This is a genomic window from Streptomyces sp. JH002 (genome assembly GCF_050916115.1).
GTDB classification, from domain to species: domain Bacteria; phylum Actinomycetota; class Actinomycetes; order Streptomycetales; family Streptomycetaceae; genus Streptomyces; species Streptomyces xiamenensis.
Genome location: NZ_CP087989.1, coordinates 5,998,775 through 6,016,808, shown reverse-complemented (window position 1 = coordinate 6,016,808; position 18,034 = coordinate 5,998,775). Strand labels below are relative to the sequence as shown.

The following is an 18,034-nucleotide window of genomic DNA, read 5'->3' as shown; positions in this document are numbered from 1 at the left end:
CCGTGGTGCGTCGCGGCGGGGCCCGGCTCTCTCCGTCCGGCGCGCCCAGGTCGTCCGCTGTGGTCAGCGGCGACGGGTGAGCCGGCGTGCGGTGCCGAGGGCCGCGGCGCTTGCGACGGCGAGTGCGGCGGCGGTGATCAGCCCGGTGTCGAGGCTACGGCGGGCGGTGCGGGGGGCCGCCGAGCGTTCGGGCCGTTCGCGGGGGGCGGGGGTGGCGCCGGGCAGGCCCAGGGCGAGGGCCTCGGCGAGATGCATGGCCCGGCGTCCGGTGTCCGAGGTGTCGATCTGGGTGCGGCAGCTGAAGCCGTCGGCCAGGATGAGGGCGTCCGCGGGCGCCCGGCGGACGGCGGGCAGGAGTTCGCGCTCTGCGCAGGCCATGGAGACCTCGTGGTGGCCGCGTTCGAAGCCGAAGTTGCCGGCCAGGCCGCAGCAGCCGGTGTCGGGGATGTCGGCGTCGATGCCGGCCCGTCGCATGAGTTCGCGGTCGGGGTCCTGGCCGAGGACGGCGTGCTGGTGGCAGTGGGTCTGTACCAGCGCGGAGCGGGCGACGGTCGGGGGCCGCCAGTGGTCCGGGGCGTGGCGCAGCAGGGCCTCGGAGAGGGTGACGGTGGACTGGGCCAGGCGCTGGACGTCCTCGTTCTGGCTGAACATCTCGGGAGCGTCGGCCCGGAAGACGGCGGTGCACGAAGGTTCCAGGCCGACGATCGGGGTGCCGGCCGCCAGCCAGGGCCGCAGGGTGTCGACGGTGGAGCGCAGGACCCGTCGGGCGCGGCCGAGTTGGCCGGTGGAGATCCAGGTCAGTCCGCAGCACACCGGGCGGCTGGGGAGGGCGACGCGCAGTCCCGCGTGTTCCAGTACGGCGACGGCGGCCTGGGCAACGTGCGGGTGGAAGTAGGTGCTGAAGGTGTCCGGCCACAGGACGACGGCCCGGGGGTCGCCGGGGGCCGGTTCGGGGCTGGCGCGGCGGCGCCACCAGCTCAGAAACGATTCCTCCGCGAACAGCGGTGCCTGGCGTTCGGCGGTGACCCCGGCCAGCCGTTTGCCGGCCCGGGACAGCCCTGGGGCGTGCAGGAGTGCGTTCGCGGCGCGTGGGGAGAGCTGGGCGGCGCGGGCCCACAGGGGGAGCCAGCCCAGGGCGTAGTGGGCGGCCGGGCGAAGCCGTCCGGCGTAGTGCTGGGAGAGGAATTCGGCCTTGTAGGTGGCCATGTCCACGCCGGTGGGACAGTCCGATTTGCATCCCTTGCAGGCCAGGCACAGGTCCAGGGCGTCGCGGACGGCGGTGGAGCGCCAGCCGTCGGTGATGGCGGAGTCGGCGTGTCCGTTGAGCATTTCGAACAGGAGCCGGGAGCGGCCCCGGGTGGAGTGTTCCTCCTCACCGGTGGCCCGGTAGGAGGGGCACATGACGCCGCCCTCGTGGGAACGGCAGTTGCCGATGCCGACGCAGCGCATGACCGAGCGCCGGAAGCTGTGCTCGTCGTCGGGGTAGTCGAAGTGCTGCTCGGGGGTCTCGTGGGGCTGCCACAGGGGCCCCAGGCGCAGTTGGCCGTCGATGGGGTGCGGGCCGCCGGCCGGCTGGGGGGAGACGATTTTTCCGGGGTTCATGCGGTTGTCCGGGTCGAACAGGGCTTTGAACTCGGTGAAGGCGCCGACGAGCCGCTCGCCGAACATCCGGGTCAGCAGTTCGCCGCGGGCCTGGCCGTCCCCGTGTTCGCCGGAGAGCGAGCCGCCGTAGGAGTGCACCAGGTCCGCGGCGCGGACCATGAACTCGCGGAAGGCGGCGACCCCGGGCTCGTTCTTCAGGCCGAACGGGATGCGGGTGTGGACGCAGCCGTGGCCGAAGTGCCCGTAGAGCGAGGGGTGGTCGTAGCCGAACTCGGCGAACAGGCTCTTGAGGTCCCGCAGATAGTCGCCGAGCCGCTCGGGCGCCACGGCGGAGTCCTCCCAGCCCTCCCACGTCTCGCGGCCGTCCGGCGGGCGGGCGGTCACCCCCAGGCCCGCCTCCCGCGCCTGGAGGAATCGCTGTTCGCGTGCCGGGTCGTCGGAGATCGCGACCCGTGCGTCGTCCTCGGCAAGGCCCAGCGCGTCGAGCAGGGCCCGGGCCTTGCTGTCGGCGTCCTGCCGGCTCTCGCCGCCCAGTTGGACGAACAGCCAGCTCTGCCCGGCGGGCAGCAGGGCCAGTGACTCGCTGTGCACGTGCTCCTCGCGCATCAGCTGAGCCATGCGGTCATCGAGTGCTTCCAGTTGCAGCGGGTCGCAGTGGTCCAGCAGCCTCGGTACGTCGTCGGCGGCAGAGCAGATGTCCGGGTAGCCGAGGACGACCAGGGCGTCGGCCGCCTCGACGGGCACCAGGTCGAGTTCGGCGTGCAGGACGGTGACCAGGGTGGATTCGCTGCCGACCAGGGCACGGGCCAGGTCGAAGCCCTGCTCGGGGAGGAGTGAGTCGAGGTTGTAGCCGGAGACGCGGCGCGGGATGGCGGGGTAGCCGGCCCGGATGTCGTCGGCGTAGGTGTCGGCGAGCTCACGGGCTCCCCGGTAGAGCCTGGCGGCTTCGCCACCGGCGGTCAGGATGTCCGCGTACCGCTGGTCGTCGGTCGGCCCGGCCCACAGTCGGCAGCCGCCGTAGGTGACGACCTCCAGGCGGCGGACGTTGTCGACGGTCTTGCCGTATTTCTGCGCGGAGGCGCCGCAGGAGTTGTTGCCGATCATGCCGCCGAGGGTGCAGTGCGTGTGGGTGGCCGGCTTGGGGCCGAATTTCAGTTTGTGCGGGGCGAGTTGCCGGTTGAGCTCGTCGAGGACGATGCCCGGTTCCACGACACAGGTCCTGGCCTCGGGGTCGACGGAGACCAGGCGGTGGCAGTACTTGGTCCAGTCGAGCACGACGGCGACGTTGGTGCACTGCCCGGCCAGGCTCGTGCCACCGCCCCGGGAGAGCACCGGCGCGCCGTGCGCGGCGCACACCGCGACCGCCTCGGCCCCCGCGTCCACCGTGCGGGGAACGACGACCGCGATCGGCACCTGCCGGTAGTTGGAGGCGTCGGTGGCGTAGGCCCCGCGGCTGCCGGGGTCGAAGCGCACCTCCCCGTCGACGCGTTCCCTCAGGTCCGCTTCCAGTCGCCGCAGGTCGAGTCCGTTGAAATCCGCGGGCCGAGGGTCCCGTACGGTCTGCCGTTCCGTGGTCATGGTCTTCTCCCTGTGTCGGGGTGTTCGGCCGGGACGGCCGGGCCGGAAGTCCTGGAGCTTGTGCTTCCCGCCCTCCTTGTCCACGTTGGCCCGGTCGGGGTCGCCTCGATCAGGGCGGTGGGCGGTGGCCTGGGCCCAGGTGGCGTGCGGCGGTACGGGAGCCGCGCCCGCACGCACCGCGGCTGGTCATCCGCTCTCCCCCGGGCCGCCGGCAGCCCGTCGATGCCGTCTCCCGCGTGGGCGGGGGCACATTCGACGTCCCCTGCACGCGAACGGCGCAGCAGATGGTCGGCGACCTTCTCCCTCATGCCACAGCCCCATTCAGAAATTATTCATTTAGGTCCTTATTAGCACTGCAAGGGGCATTTGTCGGCTGGGTGATGCTGAGCCGGATCGGCCATTGGAGGGCCGGGGCGCCGCGACGGCTCGTTGGCCCGGGGTGCCCCGGCGAGGCTTGACAGCGTTCGGCGACGCGGGCGGTCAGCCCATGGCCGACGACGCACACGAGGGACCGGATGCGGCACACGTGCGGGCCGCCGGGACCACCGGCGCAGCCGACCCGGGGCGGCCTGCCGATCTCGGCCGCCCCGACCCGGTGGACCGGACCGAAGCCAGGGGACATGGCCACGCCCACCCACACGGCGATGCGTCGCGCGCTCGGCCGGCACCGGTTCGGCCGCCGCGTCGATGGCCGCCCTAGGTACCCGGACGAAACTCAATCAAACAGGAGTTTTTCTTCCCGTGCGAGGTACCCGAAGCGGCACGCATCCCCCAACCCCGAAAAGGAGAGGCGACCGCGATGAGTGAGCACCCCGCCGAGCGTCACCCGAGCCCGGAGTTCCCGCAGCAGTCCCAGCAGCCGCCCGGCACCACCGGGGAGATGACCCCGCGGCCCGACCACGGCGAGGACAGCTACCGGGGTTGCGGCCGGTTGCGGGAGCGGCGCGCTCTGATCACCGGCGGCGACTCGGGCATCGGCCGCGCCGTGGCCCTGGCCTTCGCCCGGGAGGGCGCGGACGTGCTCTTCACCCACCTGCCGGACGAGGCGGACGACGCCCGGGAGACCGCCCGGCTGGTGACCGAGGCGGGCCGCCGGGCCGTCGCCGTGGAGTGCGACATCCGGTACGAGGAGCAGTGCCGTGCGCTGACCGACCGTATGGTCACCGAGTTCGGCGGCCTGGACGTCCTGGTCAACAACGCCGCCCATCAGATGGCGCAGCCCGACAGCATCGAGGGCATCACCACCGAACAGTTCGACCGGGTGGTGCGCACGAATCTGTACGGCATGTTCTGGCTGACCAAGATGTGCCTGCCGCACCTGAGCGAGGGCGGCAGCGTCATCAACACCACCTCGGTGCAGGGGTACCACCCCGGGCCGCACCTGCTGGACTACGCCATGACCAAGGGGGCCATCGTCACCTTCACCCACGGGCTGGCGAGCCATGTCGCGGAGCGCGGCATCCGGGTCAACGCCGTCGCCCCCGGGCCGGTGTGGACGCCGCTGATCCCCGCCACGCTGCCGGACACCAGCGAGTTCGGCGCCAAATCCGCGTTCGGACGGCCCGCGCAGCCCGCCGAGCTGGCACCGGCGTACGTCTTCCTCGCCTCGCAGGACGCGTCGTTCATCACGGGCGAGATCGTCAACGCCACAGGCGGCGCTCCGCTGCCCTGAACGACCGGGGCGGCGAACGGGAGCCCGGAGGAAAACCGCGGTCCGGCACGGAAAACGGTCGCGGCGGTGCCACGGGGCCCGTGGGTCAGAGCCGGATGACCACGAGGACCGTGTCGTCGGTGGCTCCGTCCGGTGGGAGCAGGTCACGCAGGATCGCGTCGGCGAGGCGCTCGGGGTGGGCGTCGCGGTGGCGGGTGAGGGCTTCGGAGAGACGGGCGAACCCCACGTCGATGTCCTCGCGGCGGCGCTCGATCAGACCGTCCGTGTAGAGGACGAGGGTGTCCCCTTCGGTGAAGCCCGCCCGCTCCTGCGGCCTGGGCAGATGTTCGAGGCGGGCGCCGAGCGGGGGGTCCGTGGCCCCGTCGAGGAATTCCACGGCCCCGTCGGCGCGCAGCAGGGCGGGCGGTGGGTGACCGGCGCAGCTGTACGTGAGGACATGGCTGGCCCAGTCGACGGTGACCTGAACGACGGTGGTGTTCTCAGCGCCCTCGACCGAGCGCGCGTACAGCCCCAGCACGTCCAGGGCCTGGGCGGGGCCCTCGGCGACCCGGGAGGTCGCGCTCAGGGCGCTGCGCAGCAGCCCCATGACACCGGCGGCGCGCAGCCCGTGACCCACGACATCGCCGACGGCCGCTCCGATGCGGTCGCCCGGCAGGTTCACCAGGTCGTACCAGTCGCCGCACACGTTCAGGGCGCTGACGGCGGGCTGGTACCGCACGGCGGCACGGTGGTGCCCGATGTCGCCGGGGTCGGGCAGCATCGCTTCCTGGAGCGCGAGGGCCACCTCCCGTTCGCGGGCGTGGGCGCGGCGCAGACGCTCGTTGACCTCCTGGAGCTCGCGGGCCCGGGTGTACAGCTCGGCCTCCAGCACCCGTGTCCTGCCGCCGTCGGGAAGCGGGCCCAGTTTGATCAGCTCGGTCACCTCCTCCACCCGGTGCACCAGCAGGATCACCCGGCCGCCGGGCCCGAGCACCGGGGTGTTGACCGGGCTCCAGTACCGCTGCTCCCACTCACCGGGCCGGTCCGCGCGCTGGACGTCGTAGCGCTGGAGCGCCATGCTGTCCCGTTCCCCGGTGGCCAGCACCCGCTGGAGCGAGAGGTGCAGGTTCCGGGCGCCCTGGGCGTCGGCGTTGTCCGGGCTGTCGGGGAACACGTCGAAGACATAGCGGCCCACCAGTTGCTCGCGGGTGCGTCCGGAGATCCGCAGGTACTCGTCGTTCACGTCCGCGTAGACCAGTTCGGGGGTCAGCAGCGCCACCATGCTGGGCAGCCTCCGGAACACCGCCGTGTAGTCGATGTCGATCCCTGTGTCTGTCATGCCAGCCCGCCTCAGCACCCGCCACCGGTGATCACCACCATAGGAACAGGACGCGGGCACCGCTCCCCGGGGACGGCGCCGTGACCGCGTCGCCCCCGGACCTTCCGCCTGGCACCGGCCGGCCCGGCACCGTCCATCACCCCGACGGTCGTCCTCCCATCGCCGTGGAGGACTCCCCCGCACCCGCGCGCCGCGTGCCCGTCGCCGGGCCGCCGGCGCGGGGGCCGGCTCCGTGACCGGAGCGGTGCGATGGACCGGCTACGACGATCCGTTCCCGGGCTGGGAGGCAAGCGGTCCCCTTCAGCACGACCACGACCACGACCGCGGCGGCCCGGTGCCGGGCGTGGCGATCGGCGCGAAGGCCACATGAGCACGCCGGGCGCGCCCCGTGGCGGGATCCGGAGCGGGCCGGTGCGACCCGACTCTCGGACTCATATCCGCGGCGTCCAGGGCTTCTTGGGTTCACGGCGAGGGGGAGCAGGTCACGGCTGTCTGTTGCGAGTACGGGCTCGGGGGTCAGCCCGTCGGACCCGGCCGGTCCAGTTCGCTCGCGATCGCTTCCCGCAGCACGTCGTGCTGCGGCCCCAGCCGGAACCTCTCGTCGCTCCACCGGTCGGCCGGATACAGCCACACGGGCCTGCTCACCAGCTCGGCCGGCTCCCACGCGAACCGGGGCCAGATGTGGGCATGCAAGAACGGATCGGTGTTGCCCAGAATCTCCAGGTTGACCCGGCGGAAGCCGGGGTCCAGACGTCGGCAGGCACGCTCAACGGCTTCCCCGAGCCGGTCCATGTCGGAGAGAAACGACAGGCGTCTGGCCTTCGGCAGATCGGACAGCCGCTGAACACCGGGTTCGTCCACGAGGAGAACCGAGTATCCCGGCAGGAACTGCACGTCGCCGATCACCGCGAACCCCGACACGAGCCGCCGCAGCACGGTCGGATTCTCACCCCGAAGAGCGGCCCCGATACGATCCGTGCGCCAGTCATGAGTCATGGCCCCACGTTAGCCACACGTGATCAAGGCCCGTGCGTCGTTCCCCGGCCGACTCCACACAGGCCCGTGAGACCTGGTTCGGGATGGCCCGGCCTCAGAGGGAGAAGACGGCCCGCACGATCTCAACGGGGAGGGAGCCCGCCTCGGCGACCGGTTCCCCGTCGGCCGGCCAGATGCCCGAGTTGCCGGGGTGCGGATGAACCCGCCGCCGGTCGGACTCGCGAAGGCGGCCGTGGCGACGCATGCCCCGTGGTCGGCCGCGACCCTGCGGGCACGCTCGCCGTGCACCTCGGCCTCGTGATCGGCGTGGACAACCCCCCCACCTCACCATCGATGCCCGACGCCGCCTTCCTCGCGGCATGCTCGGGGCCCCGTGTCCCGGCAGCCGGCGAGCCCCAGCCGCCTTCCGTCCACGTCGGTGACGGCGGGCTCCCCCGGCCGAAAGGGACGGCCTCACGGCCGTGCGGGTACACCAGCCACCCGCGCAACCGCGACACTCAACGGTTTCCGCGCCCCGGTCTCCCCTCGTCGAGACCGGCCCCGGATGCGCCGACGCGGACGGATCCGCCCACACCGCTCGTCGGCGGTCCCGCACGCCTGCCTGACGGGGGTGGATTCCGGTCAGGCGGCTCAGCGTGCGGCGCGGGAGGCCGAGAAGGCCAAGGACCGGGGGTTCCTTTCACCGGCCGGCCGTGCTGCTGCCCCCGTTGGTGGACGGGTACGAGGGGAGCTTCAGCCTCGCTCTGGCCGATGCCCTCGAAGCGCACCGTGATCACCACCAGGTCGGCGACCGTGCCGACCTCGCGGGTGCGGCGTTCGACCTCCCGGTTCTCGCTCCGGCCTGCCACGCACGGTGCCGGGGCTGGGACGTCAGGGTGGAGTCCCCCGTCTGCCCGAGCGTCTTCCGCGGTCCGCCGGGGCGGCGTGGGCTCAGCCCTTGTCCACCAGGTGGAGAACCTCCCGTGCGTGCTCGACGGAGCCGTCGACGGTGTCCACGTCGTACATCGAGTCGACCATGAAGTGGTCGATGCCCGTTCGCTCGTGGATCTCCTTGATGGTGTCGGCCACCAGCGCCGTGCTCGTGCCCGCGTCGATGTTCACCCGCAGCACGGTGTCGATCGCCTGGGGGTCCCGGCCGTTCTGCCGGCCCAGTTCGTTCAGGAACGCGCGCTGCTGGACGAGGCCGTCGATGTCGACGTAGCTGGGGACGACGACCAGCGGCAGCCAGCCGTCGCCGCGCCGGGCGACGCGGCGCAGGGCGCGCTCGGACATGGCGCCCAGGTAGAAGGGCGGCCGGGGTGCACGCGCCGGCTTCAGCGGCGAGTGGTGCTCGGGCACGGAGAGCTGCGCGCCCTCGTACTGGGCCGGGTCGGTCGTCCAGATGGCGTCGAGCGCGTCGAGCAGTTCCTCCATGCGGGCTCCGCGGCGGGTGAAGTCCACTCCGGCCGCCTGGTATTCCTCGGGGGACCAGCCGATCCCGAAGCCGGGCAGCAGCCGTCCGCCGCTGATCACGTCGATCGTCGTCAGTGACCGGGCGAGCTGGACGGGAGCGTAGAGCGGGGCGATCAGGATGTGGGAGCCCAGCAGTACGCGACGTGTCGCGGAGGCGGCGACACCGAGCAGGACGAAGGGGTCGGCGGAGGCGTTGAGTTCCGGCGGGATGGTGTTGCCCTGCCCGCCGTAGCCGACGGCGGGCCGCACCGCCGCCAGGTTCCGGTCGCCCACCCACAGGCTGGCACCACCCGCCTCCTCGATCGCGGAGGCGAACGTGGCGGTGTGGGCGATGCCGTACGCCTGGTTGTTGAACTGCGGGAGGGCGAAACCTATCTTCATGCTGTCCTTCACAGTGTGGTGCTACGGGGGGACGTTTCTGTGCTCCGCCATGGCGATCCTCACCGGGCGGGTCCTTACCTCACAAGCGGGCCAGTCTTCCCACCTTTCTTCAGGCACAGTGCTGTTGATCAGCCATAACGAGGGCGGCCCGGGCTCCGGACGTGGTGAAACCCGGGGCCCTGTGCCCCGCTCGGGTACCGCTGCGGCACAGAACACTCCTCTGGGGATCACCTTGCCGAACTTGCCGATGTCATGCCGCTTTTGCGTTCAGCACCTGGTGCGCGGTCGGTTGCGGCGCCCCTCGTTCGCGGTGGCGCTCCGCGTCATGCCCCGCGTTCGGAGTGGACGAGTTCGCGGGCTCGGGGCGCGACCTCGTGGCCGAAGAGGTTCAGGTCGGCAGGCTTGTCCGAGGCGAGGATGAACCCGGATACGCCGTACTGCAGGGCGATGTCGGCGATCTGTTCGGCCCAGTCATCGCTCCCGCCCTCCAGCAGCCCGCCGCCGCTGCCGCTGGTGAATCGGCCGCTGATGTTGAGCAGGCGGCTGACCGCCGCGGGTGGGCGTCCGGCAGCGGAGGCGGCCTCGTCGATCCGCTCGTTCATCGCGGCCAGCGACGCGGGGCCCTGGGGCAGGAAGCCGAGGGAGGGCAGCCAGCCGTCGGCGATCCGGCCGGTCAGCCGGAGCATGCGCGGCTTGTAGGCACCGAGGTGGATCGGGATGCGATGGGCGGGTGCCGGCCCGCGCTTCGCGCTGGTCACGGTGTAGAACTCCCCCGTGACACGGAGGGGACCGGTCTCGTCGGTGGCCCACAGCCCCCGGATCACGTCGACGGCTTCCTCCAACGCCTGTACGGCCTGGGCCGGTTCGAGCCGGCGGCCTCCCATCGCGACGATGCCGTCCCAGAACGCGCCCGCGCCGAGGCCCAGTTCGACCCGCCCGCCGCTGAGCCGGTCCAGGCTCGCGGCGGCGCGGGCCAGCACGGCGGGGGGCCGCAGGGGAAGGTTCAGCACGTTGCCGCTGATCCGGATCCGTTCGGTGCGGGCGGCGACGTAGGACATCAGGGTCCAGGTGTCCTGGAACTGCGACTGATAGGGATGGTCCTGGAAACTGACCAGGTCGAGGCCGGCCCGCTCGGACGTCAGTGCCAGCTCGACCGGCGCCTGAGGCCGGCCGGCGACGGGGGTGATGAAGCTGCCGAACCACAGTGCGTGGCCGTAGTCGCTCATGAGTCGCTCCCTCGGTGGCGGTGGGAGAGGGCGTGCCGCCGAACGCGCCCCTGGCTGTCCGCACTCGCGCCTCGGCGCGTGCCGGCGGGCGGGCCGTGCGTTCCTGGGACCAGGCTGCACCAAGGTGGCCACGGGCAGCAGCTGGGACACGGTGCGCTCAGCACAGATGACCTGTTCCACGGCCCCGATGACGCGGCTGTGCGGGCCGGCCACAGATCACTCGTCCGTGGCCGGCCCGTGGTGCCGCACCCTCAGAAGCCGGTTCCGGGGCTACCGGAGCACGCCCGTCACAGCGGTGCGCCCGGGGGGATCCACGGCAGGGGGGCCGGGTCGGGGTCCGGGTGGGCGGGTGACGCGTCCAGGTGGGGGCGCAGGGCCTCGCGGACGACCGTATGGGTGCGCTCGTCCGCCAGCAGGGCGTGGAGGTGGCGCTGCACGACGGCGGTCGCCGTCGTGCGGACCAGCCGGGCGACGCCGTCGTCGGTTTCCGGGTCCGGTGCGAGCGCGCCCAGCAGGGTCCCGGCCACGTCGGCGGGCGCGGGCACGGCCGGGTCCGTGGCGTGCTGCCAGGCCAGGCGGTTCAGGCGGGCGGGGGTGAGGAGTTCGGTGGTGACCAGGGCGGTGGCGGCGGCCGCCGCGGTGAGCGGGTCGAAGGTCCGTCCGGTCTGTCCGCGCAGGGCGTCGGGGTCCCGCCGGTACCGGATGGCCGGCGGTGTCAGGGTGTGCAGGACCGCGGGGGGCAGGGTGAGCACGGCGGGGTGCAGCAGGTCCGCGGTGCGGCGCAGGGCGCGCCACTGGTCGGCGGCGGCGACGGGGGTCGTGCCGGCCGCGCCGGGGTCCCCGGCCTGGGCGTAGCCGTACCGTACGCCCGCCACCAGGCGGGCGACGGCGGTCAGTTGGTGGCGGTGGTAGAGGTGGAGGAGGAGTGCGCGGTCCTCCAGTTCCCCGGTCTGCCGGTCCGGGGGGAGGACGGAGCGGGAGAAGCGGGCGAGGGCGGTGCGGCGTACCTCCAGTGCCTGGTCGAGCGCGGCGAAGGGGTCGGCGACGGGCACCGTCCAGGGCACCGCGTCGGCGTGGGCGGCGTCGGGACCGCCGGCGTCCTCGTCGGCCAGGTAGAGGAGTCCCTGGGCCGCGGCGGCGCGGCGCAGTTCCTCGCCCGGGGTCTGCCCGTAGGCGTGGGCGACCAGGAAGTGGTCCCAGGGGCCCAGGCCCTGGCTGTAGGCGTGGGTGGTGTCCAGCTCGCCGTCGGGGGTGACGGTGAGGTGGGGGTGGGGGTAGTCCATGACGGACGGGCGCGGGTGGTGGTGGCTGGCGAAGTTGTGCATGAAGCCGAGGGCGTGGCCGATCTCGTGGGCGGCCAGGTGCCGGATGCGGCGCAGGACGAGGTCCTGGACGGCGGCGAGGCGGGCCGCTTCGTCGGGCTGTCCGTAGGGGGCGAGCAGGGCTTCGGCGAGGGCGGTGAGCTGGGCGACGCGCTGGGACCCGAGCCTGACCCGGCCGTGCAGGATCTCGCCGGTGCGCGGGTCGGAGAGGGTCTGTCCGTGGGACCAGCCGCGGCCGTCCCGGTGGACCCACCAGACGGTGTGGTGGGCGGGGTCGCTCAGGTCGAGGTCCTCGGGCGCGGTCTCGACGCGGAAGGCGCCGGGGAGGCCGGCTGCGTCGAAGGCCTCCTGCCACCAGTTGCCGCCTTCGAGGACGGCGGAGCGGATCGGTTCGGGGACGGCGGGGTCGACGAGGAAGACCACCGGTTCGGTGAGGCGGAAGCGGGGCTGGAAGCGGACCTCGGCTCCGGGGACGGGGCCGCCGTGGTCGCGGTGGCCGACGCCGTAGCCGCCGGATGCCGGGTGGTAGGGGCGCGGCGGGAGCGGGTCGGCGGGCAGCGGCAGGAGTTCCATCCGCTGGACGAGGGTGAGGGTGTCGGGCAGCGGTGCGAGGGAGCGTACGGCCGCGCCGGTGGCCCGGCCGCGCAGGGTGAGCAGGGCGGGCAGCCGGATGCCGTGCGGGCCGCCCGAGGCGTCCGCGGGGTGGGCGAGGCTGGTGGCGGGGTCGACGGTGTAGTCGCCCTGGTCGCGTTCGCGCAGGTGGTCGGCGATGCCGTGGAGGTCGGTGAGGGCGAGCGTGGTGACGTCCACGACGGCCGCCGGGCCGTCCTCGCGCACGATCGGGCCGCTCCACAGGACCGAGCCGGCGAAGCCTTCCGTCCCGGCCCGGGTCGCGGCGGTGTCGCCGGCCGCGCGGTGGTGCTTGTTGTGGACGAGGAGCAGGACGCGGTCGCCCGCGCGCCGGAACGTGGCGAGGAGGTCGGGGCCGGCCTTGCCGCGGTCGAGGGTGAGGGCGCTGGAGCCCAGACCGTGGGAGAGCGAGGCGGTGAGCAGGAAGGGGGTGTCGAACTCGGCGATGGCCAGCAGGAGTTCGGTGTTCGTCCCGCCGGGCGGCAACCGCCACCGGCCGACTGCGTCGGCCGGGTGCTGGGGGTCGGTGGGTATCGGATCGGTCATCTGGTGGGGCCTGTTCTGTCGGCGGGGATCTCGTAGGCGAGCCGGAACCGTTCGCCCGGGACGACCAGGTCGGCCGTCTCCAGCGCCAGGCGGTCCGCGTAGTAGGTGCGTTCGATGGCGGCCACGGGGGCGCCGGGGGCGAGGTCGAGGGCGGCCGCCTCGTCACGGGTGCAGGCGCGGGCGGTGACGGTCTCGGTTGAGTGGGTGACCCGGATGCCGATGTATCCCATGCGGGCCACCACGCTCTCGCCCGCCATGGGGCCCGCTCCGGGCAGGGTGACGGGGGTGCCGCCGGTGATGCCCAGGGGCTCCCAGCTGACGCAGAGCATTGCGGGAAGGTCGTTGCGGCTGAGCCGGTAGAGGCTGCGGACCACCTGCTGTCCGGGATCCAGGCCCAGCCGGGCGGCGATGGCGGGGCCGGCTGGCTCGGTGGTGGAGACGGGGGTGCTGCGGACGGTGCGGCCCTCGTCCTCGTCGGCGCCGCCGGACACGGCGAGGGTGCCCAGCAGCCGTTCCCTGGTCCAGGAGCGGGCCATGGTTCCGGTGGAGGGCTGTTCGCGGACGTAGACGCCCTGACCGGGGCGGCCCCGGACGACGCCCTCGGCGGTGAGCAGGCGGACGGCCGCGGCGGCGACGTTCGAGCCGACGCCGTACTGGCGGGAGAGTTCGCTCCGCGAGGGCAGTCGGCGGCCGGCGGGGAATTCACCGGCCGCGATGCGCTGCCGCAGCTGGTCCGCCACCCTGCGGTAGGCCGGCACCTGCATCGCGCGTCTCACTTTCTGGACATCGTCTCGCTATTCGAGACGTCGCACGGGGCAAAATCGATGGTGCCACGGAGACTATCGGACGCGACAGCAGGGCACACTGAGCAACCTGATGCATCAGGTGCCACCGAAAGCGCCCTTTTCCGGCGCCGCACACCCCACTCCCGGCCACTTGATGCATCAGGATCAGTGTGCCGCAAGGGCCTCGCGGCCTCCCACCGGTGCTCGCTGGAAGGGCTGTTTGCGCCGGTCACGGCTTTACGGTGAGGGACAAGGCCAGCTACTTTGCTGAGGCGGCACACAGTGACGCACGAGCGGGGCGCCTCTCGCCCCGTGGCGTCTCATGACACCGGCCACCATGCGGACGGATGTTCACGGAAGGAGGGCGGACATGGTCAGCGGCCCGCCCTGTTTCTCCGGTTCCTGTAGCCGGACGTCCGGTCCCCGCTCCCCCCTGAGCACAGCGGCACCCGCCCGCTGACGGCCGGACGTCGTCCCCGGGGCGCCCGCCGGGCGTCCGTTCCCCGCCCGTCATCACCCCCGGAGCACCGCCATGCCTTCGCGCTCACGCCGCCCACTGGTCCTCACCACCACCGCCGCCCTCACCGCCGTCCTGGCCGCCTCCTGCGCCTCGCCGGACACCGCCGCCCAGGACGGTGACACCACCACCATCACCTTCATGGGCTTCTACGGCACCTTCCAGGACGAGTTCACCGAGCACGTCATCAAGCCCTTCGAGGACGCCAACCCCGACATCAAGGTCACCTACGTACCGATCCAGAACTCGGCCGAGGTGCTGGCCAAACTGCGGGCCAGCACCGCGCGCCCGGCGGCCGACGTCGCGCTGATGGACTCCTCGGTGGCCCCCACCGCCAACGAGGAGGGCCTGTTCGCCCGGCTCGACCCGGAGCTGGTGCCCCACCTCGACCAGCTCGTCGACGAGGCCCGAAGCAAGGACGGCTTCGGCCCCGGCCTCACCCTCGACAGCCTGTCCATCCTCTACAACACCGAGAAGATCGACACGGCGCCCACCAGCTGGAACGACCTGTGGAAGGACGAGTACCGGGGCAAGCTCGCCATGCCGATCGCCGACACCCGCGGGGTGGCGCTGATCATCGCGCTCTCCGACATCCTCGGCACCGACTACCAGCAGGACATCGACCCCGCCATCGAACGGCTCCAGGAGCTGGCGCCCGGCGTGGAGACCTGGCAGCCCGCCCCCGACGTGTACACCGCCGTGCAGTCCGGCGAGGCCGGAATCGCGGTGGGCTGGAACGCCCGTGGCCAGTACTACAAGGACACCTCGGGCGGCGTGGTCGAGCCGGTGCTCCCGCAGGAGGGCACGGTGACCCAGATCAACACGATCAACCTGGTCAACAACACCCCCCGCGCCGAGGCCGCGCAGAAGTTCATCGACTACGCGATCGGGGCCGAGGCCCAGAAGGCGTTCGACGAGGCCGCCTACTACGCGCCCGTCAACCAGGACGTCGAACTCTCCCCCGAGGTGCGGGAGCGCACCACCGCGTCCGAAGAGCAGCAGGCCCACCAGATCCCCGTCGACTGGAGCTGGATCACCTCCCGCTACACCGACTGGGTCGACCGCATCAAGCAGGAGGTCATCGGTGGCTGACCAGCAGCCGGCCGTGACGGAGCAGACGGCGGACACGGCCCCGCCCGCCGCCGGCCGGACGGACTACCTCCGGCTCCGCGCCCTCACCAAGGTCTTCCCCGGCCGGTCCACCCCGGCCGGGGCCGCGGTCGCGGGCATCGACCTGACGGTGGCGCACGGCGAGATGCTCGCCGTGCTCGGGCCCTCCGGCTGCGGCAAGTCCACCACCCTGCGCATGATCGCCGGCCTGATCGAGCCGAGCGGCGGAACCGTCGAGGTGGGCGGACGCGACATCACCCGGCTGCCCGCCCACCGCCGTGACATGGGCGTGGTCTTCCAGTCCTACGCGCTCTTCCCGCATCTGGACGTCGCGCGCAATGTGGCGTTCGGCCTGGAGATGCGCAAGGTCGCCAAGAGCGAGGTACGCGAACGGGTCGCCCGCGCGCTGGACCTGGTCCGCCTGGGCCACCTCGGCGGGCGCCGCGCCTCCCAGCTCTCCGGCGGCCAGCAGCAGCGTGTCGCGCTGGCCCGGGCCCTGGTCATCGAGCCGGACGTGCTGCTGCTCGACGAGCCGCTGTCCAACCTCGACGCCCAACTGCGCGGCGCGATGCGCGACGAGATCCGCCGCATCCACCAGGAGACCCGCATCACCACCGTGTTCGTCACCCACGACCAGCGCGAGGCGCTGTCGATGGCGGACCGGGTCGCCGTCATGAACGCCGGCCGCATCGAGCAGCTGGGCACCCCGGAGGACGTGTACGAGCGGCCCTCGGGACGGTTCACCGCCGAATTCGTCGGCCGCGCCAACCTGGTGGCCGGTACGGTCACCAGCCAGGACAGCGACGGCGCCGACGTCTCCGTCCCGGGCCTCGGCACCGTCCGGGCCGCAGGCAGCGCGGTGACGCCCGACGGCCGGGCCACCGTCATGCTCCGCCCGCACCGCGTCACCCTGCGCCCCCCCGGTACGGACGGCCGCGCCGGAGACCCGCACGGCACGGTCCTCTCCGCCGGCTACAGCGGAGAGGTCATCTCCTACCGGGTCCGGACGGCGGACGGCGGCCCGGAGCTGGAGGTCGAGCAGCCGGCCGGCGCGGGCGGGACCTTCGGGCCCGGCACCGAGGTCGCCCTCGGCTGGGACGCCGCCGCGCCCCGCCTGGTGGCCGACAACCAGGACGCCGCGTGACCGCCACCCCCGCCGCGCCCCCCGCCGAGACCCCCACCAGCGACGCACCACCGGCCCCCGCCGGGCGCCGGTGGCACCGCCGCCCGGCGCTGTGGCTGCTGGCACCCGGCGCGCTCGCGCTGCTCCTCACCTACGCCCTGCCGCTGGTGTGGGTGGTGCGCATGGCGCTCAACCAGCCGCTGCCCGGCGGCGCCATCCTCCAGACGCTCACGCTGTCCACCTTCACCGATGTCCTCACCAGCGCGCACTACTGGAACGTCATCGGGCAGACCCTCCAGCTGGGGCTGCTCACCACGGTGTTCACCCTGCTGCTCGCCTACCCGGTGGCGCTCTTCCTGGCCCGCACCACCAGCCGGTGGCGCAGCCTGCTGTTCGCGCTGGCCGTCGCACCGCTGCTGATCTCCTCGGTGGCCCGCACCTTCGGCTGGATGGCCATCCTCGGCAACCAGGGCGTCATCAACAAGACGCTGCTGGCCATCGGGGTGATCGATGACCCGGTGCGGCTGGCCAACAACATGACCGGGGTGGTGATCGCCTCCACCGAGATCTACATGCCGTTCGCGATCCTGGCGATGCTCGCCGGATTCGGCCGCCTGGACCCCGAACTGGAGCGGGCCGCCGCCTCACTGGGCGCGAACCGGCTGTCGGTGCTGCGCCGGGTGGTGCTGCCGCTGACCGCGCCCGGGGTGATCACCGCGTCGCTGCTGGTCTTCGTGCTCAGCCTCAGCGGCTACGTCACCCCGCGCCTCATCGGCGGCGGACGGGTCTTCGTGCTGGCCACCGAGATCTACGACGAGGCGATGAACTCGCTCAACTGGCCGGTCGCCGCCGTGCTGTCCGTGCTGCTGCTCATGCTGTTCGGCCTGGTCGTCGCCCTCCATCTGTGGGCGCAGCGCGTGCTGGAGGCCCGCATCACCGGGCGGGAGAGGAAAGCGTCATGAAAGCCGGACTCGCGGCCCGGACCGGCTGGGCGGTCCTGCTGACCGTGCTGTACCTGTTCCTGCTCGCTCCCGTGATCATCGTCCTCATCGTGTCCTTCGACACCAGCACCTTCCTGCGGTTCCCGCCCGAGGGGTTCAGCCTGGAGCCCTACCGGCAGGTGTTCGCCAACCCGGACTTCCAGGAGGGCATCAAGGTCAGCGCGATCACCGCGGCGACCACGACCGCGCTGGCCCTGGCCTGCGGCATCCCGGCGGCGCTCGCGCTGTCGCGGCTGCGGTTCCGCGGGCGCGGCGCGGTGGAGGCGGCGTTCCTGTCGCCGCTGCTGGTGCCGAACATCGTGCTGGGCCTGGCCCTGCTGATCCTGTTCGCGCCGATTCCGCTGACCGACACCTACTGGGGCCTGATCCTGGCCCACCTGGGCGTCACCATCCCGTACGTGGTGCGCACCATCTCGGCGGCGCTGGCCGGTGCCGACCCCCGGGCCGAGGAGGCCGCCCGGACGCTGGGCGCCGGTCCGTTCACGGTCTTCCGCCGGATCACCCTGCCGGCCATCCGGCCCGGTCTGTTCTCCGGCGGGATCATCGCCTTCCTGCTGTCCTTCGACGAGACGGTGATCTCGCTGTTCGTCTCGGGCCACAACGTGCGACCGCTGCCGGTCGCCGTCCTGCAGTACGTCGAGTACCGCAGCGATCCGTCCATCGCGGCGCTGTCGGTGTGCCTGGTGCTGCTGTCCGTCGTGGCCGTCGTCCTCGTGGAGCGCGGCCTCGGGCTGCGCCAGAGCCTGCGTTCGTAATCCCCACCCCACCCCTGGAG

General features: G+C 72.6%; 13 protein-coding genes. 6 read left to right on the top strand and 7 right to left on the bottom strand.

Annotated features, from left to right (window positions below; genetic code table 11):
* Positions 1–63: 63 nt before the first annotated feature.
* Complete coding sequence (locus H7827_RS27625) at positions 64–3,180, bottom strand: FAD-linked oxidase C-terminal domain-containing protein (RefSeq protein ID WP_432747742.1); 3,117 nt, start codon at positions 3,178–3,180, stop codon at positions 64–66.
* 799 nt (positions 3,181–3,979) lie between these two features.
* On the opposite strand from H7827_RS27625, the gene H7827_RS27620 reads away from it, so the two are divergent.
* A complete protein-coding gene (locus tag H7827_RS27620) occupies positions 3,980–4,852 on the top strand; it encodes an SDR family oxidoreductase (RefSeq protein ID WP_432747741.1) in 873 nt (290 codons plus the stop codon).
* An 85-nt stretch (positions 4,853–4,937) separates the two neighbouring features.
* Here H7827_RS27620 and H7827_RS27615 read toward each other — a convergent pair whose 3' ends face one another.
* Both H7827_RS27615 and H7827_RS27610 read right to left on the bottom strand, forming a co-directional pair.
* Positions 4,938–6,170 carry a PP2C family protein-serine/threonine phosphatase gene (locus tag H7827_RS27615; RefSeq protein WP_386533364.1) on the bottom strand — a complete coding sequence of 411 codons (1,233 nt, stop codon included), beginning with the start codon at positions 6,168–6,170 and terminating at the stop codon, positions 4,938–4,940.
* Between the two features lie 516 nt (positions 6,171–6,686).
* Positions 6,687–7,166 (bottom strand): diadenosine tetraphosphate hydrolase, encoded by a 480-nt coding sequence (locus H7827_RS27610; protein ID WP_432747740.1) that lies wholly within the window; start codon positions 7,164–7,166, stop codon positions 6,687–6,689.
* Positions 7,167–7,801: 635 nt separating this feature from the next.
* Between H7827_RS27610 and H7827_RS27605 the strand changes: the two genes are divergently transcribed.
* Entirely contained in the window at positions 7,802–8,185 is a 384-nt protein-coding gene (locus H7827_RS27605; protein ID WP_432747739.1) for an Imm49 family immunity protein, read from the top strand.
* Here the strand turns inward: H7827_RS27605 and H7827_RS27600 are convergent.
* From H7827_RS27600 to H7827_RS27585, 4 genes are all read right to left on the bottom strand, one after another.
* Positions 8,097–8,999, bottom strand: coding sequence for a TIGR03619 family F420-dependent LLM class oxidoreductase (locus H7827_RS27600; RefSeq protein ID WP_432747738.1), 903 nt, complete (start codon positions 8,997–8,999; stop codon positions 8,097–8,099). The two genes, H7827_RS27605 and H7827_RS27600, sit on opposite strands and share 89 nt — an antisense overlap.
* A 323-nt stretch (positions 9,000–9,322) precedes the next feature.
* Positions 9,323–10,225 carry an LLM class flavin-dependent oxidoreductase gene (locus tag H7827_RS27595; protein ID WP_432747737.1) on the bottom strand — a complete coding sequence of 301 codons (903 nt, stop codon included), beginning with the start codon at positions 10,223–10,225 and terminating at the stop codon, positions 9,323–9,325.
* 287 nt (positions 10,226–10,512) lie between these two features.
* Positions 10,513–12,723 (bottom strand): zinc-dependent metalloprotease, encoded by a 2,211-nt coding sequence (locus H7827_RS27590; protein WP_432747736.1) that lies wholly within the window; start codon positions 12,721–12,723, stop codon positions 10,513–10,515.
* Complete coding sequence (locus tag H7827_RS27585) at positions 12,720–13,499, bottom strand: GntR family transcriptional regulator (protein ID WP_364247518.1); 780 nt, start codon at positions 13,497–13,499, stop codon at positions 12,720–12,722. The genes H7827_RS27590 and H7827_RS27585 overlap by 4 nt, the downstream gene beginning before the upstream one ends.
* Positions 13,500–14,040: 541 nt before the next feature.
* Here H7827_RS27585 and H7827_RS27580 point away from each other — a divergent pair.
* From H7827_RS27580 to H7827_RS27565, 4 genes are read left to right on the top strand one after another with little or no spacing between them, the layout of a single operon-like run.
* The gene (locus H7827_RS27580) at positions 14,041–15,117 is read left to right on the top strand and encodes an ABC transporter substrate-binding protein (RefSeq protein WP_386533383.1); all 1,077 of its coding nucleotides are present in this window, start codon (positions 14,041–14,043) and stop codon (positions 15,115–15,117) included.
* Positions 15,110–16,279, top strand: coding sequence for an ABC transporter ATP-binding protein (locus H7827_RS27575; RefSeq protein WP_432747735.1), 1,170 nt, complete (start codon positions 15,110–15,112; stop codon positions 16,277–16,279). Before H7827_RS27580 ends, H7827_RS27575 begins: the two co-directional genes overlap by 8 nt.
* Complete coding sequence (locus H7827_RS27570) at positions 16,276–17,220, top strand: ABC transporter permease (RefSeq protein ID WP_432747734.1); 945 nt, start codon at positions 16,276–16,278, stop codon at positions 17,218–17,220. Before H7827_RS27575 ends, H7827_RS27570 begins: the two co-directional genes overlap by 4 nt.
* Positions 17,217–18,014, top strand: coding sequence for an ABC transporter permease (locus tag H7827_RS27565; RefSeq protein WP_030726851.1), 798 nt, complete (start codon positions 17,217–17,219; stop codon positions 18,012–18,014). The genes H7827_RS27570 and H7827_RS27565 overlap by 4 nt, the downstream gene beginning before the upstream one ends.
* Positions 18,015–18,034 lie beyond the last annotated feature (20 nt).

Excerpts from the sequence above, each read along its gene's own strand:
- H7827_RS27565 (WP_030726851.1), top strand. The coding sequence starts at position 17,217 with ATGAAAGCCGGACTCGCGGCCCGGACCGGCTGGGCGGTCCTGCTGACC.
- H7827_RS27615 (WP_386533364.1), bottom strand. The coding sequence starts at position 6,170 with ATGACAGACACAGGGATCGACATCGACTACACGGCGGTGTTCCGGAGG.
- H7827_RS27600 (WP_432747738.1), bottom strand. The coding sequence starts at position 8,999 with ATGAAGATAGGTTTCGCCCTCCCGCAGTTCAACAACCAGGCGTACGGC.
- H7827_RS27590 (WP_432747736.1), bottom strand. The coding sequence starts at position 12,723 with ATGACCGATCCGATACCCACCGACCCCCAGCACCCGGCCGACGCAGTC.
- H7827_RS27610 (WP_432747740.1), bottom strand. The coding sequence starts at position 7,166 with ATGACTCATGACTGGCGCACGGATCGTATCGGGGCCGCTCTTCGGGGT.
- H7827_RS27620 (WP_432747741.1), top strand. The coding sequence starts at position 3,980 with ATGAGTGAGCACCCCGCCGAGCGTCACCCGAGCCCGGAGTTCCCGCAG.
- H7827_RS27595 (WP_432747737.1), bottom strand. The coding sequence starts at position 10,225 with ATGAGCGACTACGGCCACGCACTGTGGTTCGGCAGCTTCATCACCCCC.
- H7827_RS27625 (WP_432747742.1), bottom strand. The coding sequence starts at position 3,180 with ATGACCACGGAACGGCAGACCGTACGGGACCCTCGGCCCGCGGATTTC.
- H7827_RS27580 (WP_386533383.1), top strand. The coding sequence starts at position 14,041 with ATGCCTTCGCGCTCACGCCGCCCACTGGTCCTCACCACCACCGCCGCC.